The sequence below is a fragment of the Candidatus Deferrimicrobiaceae bacterium genome, from assembly GCA_035256765.1.
In the GTDB taxonomy this organism is placed as follows: Bacteria; Desulfobacterota; Deferrimicrobia; order Deferrimicrobiales; family Deferrimicrobiaceae; genus CSP1-8.
On sequence record DATEXR010000206.1, the window covers coordinates 1 to 3,215 of the forward strand.

Annotated in this window: 2 protein-coding genes; both read right to left on the reverse strand. The window is 68.8% G+C overall.

Annotation, left to right across the window (positions count from 1 at the left end):
* Positions 1-1,382: sigma 54-interacting transcriptional regulator (locus VJ307_06960; protein HJX73880.1), on the reverse strand; the 1,382-nt coding region annotated here is incomplete at its 3' end.
* Positions 1,383-1,483: 101 nt separating this feature from the next.
* The gene (locus VJ307_06965) at positions 1,484-2,836 is read right to left on the reverse strand and encodes a glycerate kinase (GenBank protein HJX73881.1); all 1,353 of its coding nucleotides are present in this window, start codon (positions 2,834-2,836) and stop codon (positions 1,484-1,486) included.
* Positions 2,837-3,215: the final 379 nt, after the last annotated feature.

A 3,215-nucleotide genomic window follows, 5' to 3' on the forward strand; every position in this document is an offset into this window, starting at 1 on the left:
GACCGGTTGATCCCGAGCGCGACGGCGGCATCCCCCCGGCTCCACCGGTTTGCCTCGAGCGTCCGGAGGATCCTCTCCTTCTCGTCCTCCCCCCCCGATGCGTCGCTTTCCGCCGCGTCGGGAGGCGCGTCGGCCGGCTCCCCGCCGGGAGACCCGGCGGGCTCCATCTTGCGCGGGCGGCAATGCTCCCGCACCTCCTCGGAGAGATCGGCCGCGGAGAGGACCGCCTCCCGGGAGCAGACCGCGCCCCGTTCGAGGACATTCTCGAGTTCCCGGATGTTTCCCGGCCACGGGTATTCGATCAGGCACCGCATCGCCTCCGGGGAGACGGCGCGCACCCGGTCGAGCCCGCGCCCTTTCAGGCGCCGGAGGATGTGCTCCACGAGCAGGGGGATGTCCTCCTTCCGCTCGCGGAGCGGAGGGACGATCACGGGAATGACGTGAAGCCGGTAGAAGAGGTCCTCGCGGAACCGCCCCGCCTTCATCAGTTCCTTCAAATCCCGGTTGGTCGCGGCGATCACCCGGACGTCGGCGGTCCGGGTCCTGCTGCTCCCCACCCGCTCGAACTCGCGCTCCTGGAGCACGCGGAGCAGCTTCACCTGCAGGGAGAGAGAGATGTCCCCGATCTCATCGAGTAAGATCGTTCCCCCGTCGGCGGCCTCGAACCTGCCCACCTTGTCGGCGATCGCTCCGGTGAAGGCCCCCTTCACGTGCCCGAACAGCTCGGACTCGAGAAGCGCCTCCGACAGCGCCGCGCAGGTGACCTTGACGAAAGGCTTCTCCCTCCTCGGGGAGAGGTCGTGGATGGCCCGCGCGAAGAGCCCCTTCCCCGTCCCGCTCTCCCCGGTGATGAGCACGGTGGAGTCGGTGTCCTTGATCGTGTCGATCAGCTCGAAGAGGTGCCGGATCCGGGTTGTCTTCCCGACGATGGCGCCGTAGGGGAACCTCGCCCGCCTTTCCTCGGCGATCCGCTCGATCTCCTCGAAGCTCCGAAACGAAAGGACGAAGCCGAGCCGCTCCCCGGCCGGGCCCTCCAGGAAAGCCCAGCTCGCGCTGATCGGGACAATCCGCCCGTCCGCGCGCACCAGGGTTCCGTCCACGTCGGTGCGGGGCTTCCCCCCTTCGGTCAGATCCCCCATCGGGCAGTCGTGCTGCGCCAGCCCGAAGCTCGCCTTGAGGACGTCGCGGCAATCCTTCCCGGTCGCCTCCGCGGCGGGGATCCCCACCAGCCGCTCGGCGGCGCGGTTGAACGTGGAGATGCGGTGGTCCCGCTCCACCGTGATCACCGCCTCCCAGACGCTGTTCAGGACGGCGGCGAGCTTTTTCTCCCCGGTCAGGGGAGCGAAGGACGCATCCTCGTGCAACGATTCGTCGCGGCCCATGCAAGAAAGTATATCAGAAACGGGAAGACCCCCCGGATCCGCTCCCGGCCGGGCGCCCGCTGCAGGGGAGGAAGAGTTCTTAGGAACGTCCCTGTTCTTAGTCAGGGCTGTCGGGTGCCGACGGTTGCCCCGATGGCGATGTCGGCGACGTTCGTCCCGGTGGGGCCGGACGTCACCAGGTCGGAAAGGGCCCGGAAAAAGGGGTGGGAGTCGTTCCCCTCGAGGTGGTGGCCGGGAACAAGCCCCGCGGCCCGGGCCCGGGCGCAGGTGTCTCCCCGGACATACGCCCCCGCGGCGTCCGTCGGCCCGTCGACGCCATCGGTCCCCGCGGACAGGACCGCCACCCCTTCCGCGCCGTCCAGCTCGATCGCCGCCGCCAGGGCGAATTCCTGGTTCCTCCCCCCCTTCCCGTTCCCTCGCACCGTCACCGTCGTCTCGCCTCCCGCCGCCAGGACCACGACCTGGCCTGCCGGGGCGGACGCGGACGCCGCCCGCAGTTCCGAGACGAAGGCGCGGGCGCATTCGCGGGCCTCCCCCCGCAGGAATCCCGGCAGGATGCGCGCGACGACCGCTCCCTCCCGCTCCGCCGCCGCTTTCACGGCCTCCAACGCGATGCGGTTCGATCCGACGACGGCGCAGGTCACCTTCCCGAAGACGGGATCCCCCCGCTTGGGAGTCTCGGGGAGTCTCCCCCCCACCCCGGATTCGATGTATGTGCGAACCGCCCGCGGGATGTCCCCGCGGATCCTCCTCTCGATGAGGACCTTCTGCGCGTCCGCGTAGGTCGTCGGATCGGGGGAGAACGGCCCGGAAGCGATGACCGACGGGTCGTCCCCGGGCACGTCCGAGAGCAGGAGCGCCCACACGCGGGCCGGGTGGGCCGCCTTCGCCATCCAACCCCCCTTGACGAGAGAGAGATGCTTCCGGATGGTGTTGAACTCCGCGATGTTCACCCCCAGGCGCAGCAACAGGGACAGGACAACGTCCTTGTCGGCAGGGGTAATCCCTTCCGCGGGGGCGGAGATCATGGCGGACCCGCCGCCCGAAATCAGGGCGACCACCAGGTCGCCCTCCCCCGCTCCGGACAGCAGGGAGAGCATCTCCCCGGCCGCGCGCCGGCTCCCCTCGTCGGGAAGGGGGTGCCCCGCCTCGACGAAACGGACGGGGCCCGTCCCGCCGCCGCTCCCCCGGGGGACCGCAAGAACCCCCGCCGCGACCCGCTCGCCGAGGATCCGCATGGCGGCATCCCCCATCGCGCGCGCCGCCTTCCCCCCGCCCACGAGGTAGATCTTCCGCAGATCGTCCCAGCCAAGCCCGGAAGAGACGCCCCCGGCCGTAAGGGTTAGCCCGGACGCGGAACGGCGCAGGGCTTTCCCCACAAGGCGCCCCGGCTCCACCGCGGCGACCGCGGCGCGGAACATCCCCTCCAGGAACGGCTTGCCGAGAAGGTCCAATAGCGATCTCCTTTTCCCGGGACGATATTATCGTATCCGCGTTTCGTCCAAAACGGCGGAGTCAAGCGAGGAGGACCGACAACGTCGGCGGTGGCGCCCGCCGCAGGGGAGGAAGAGTTCTTAGGAACGTCCCTGTTCTTAGGGGCGGGAAAAAACCGCCGGCGGGGCTTGCGCATCCAAGGGGGGAGTACAATGAATTGCATGAGGGATGGCATCTTCGGAAACCAACGGGTCATGTCACTGTTGTTGGGGGGATAAAGCCATGAAGCGCGAAGAGGTGTACAAGGAGATCAAGGAGACCTTCGGACTGGTCCCCGGCTTTTTCAAGCTCGTTCCGGATTCGTCGCTCAAGCTCGAGTGGGACCTGTTCAAGAAGGTG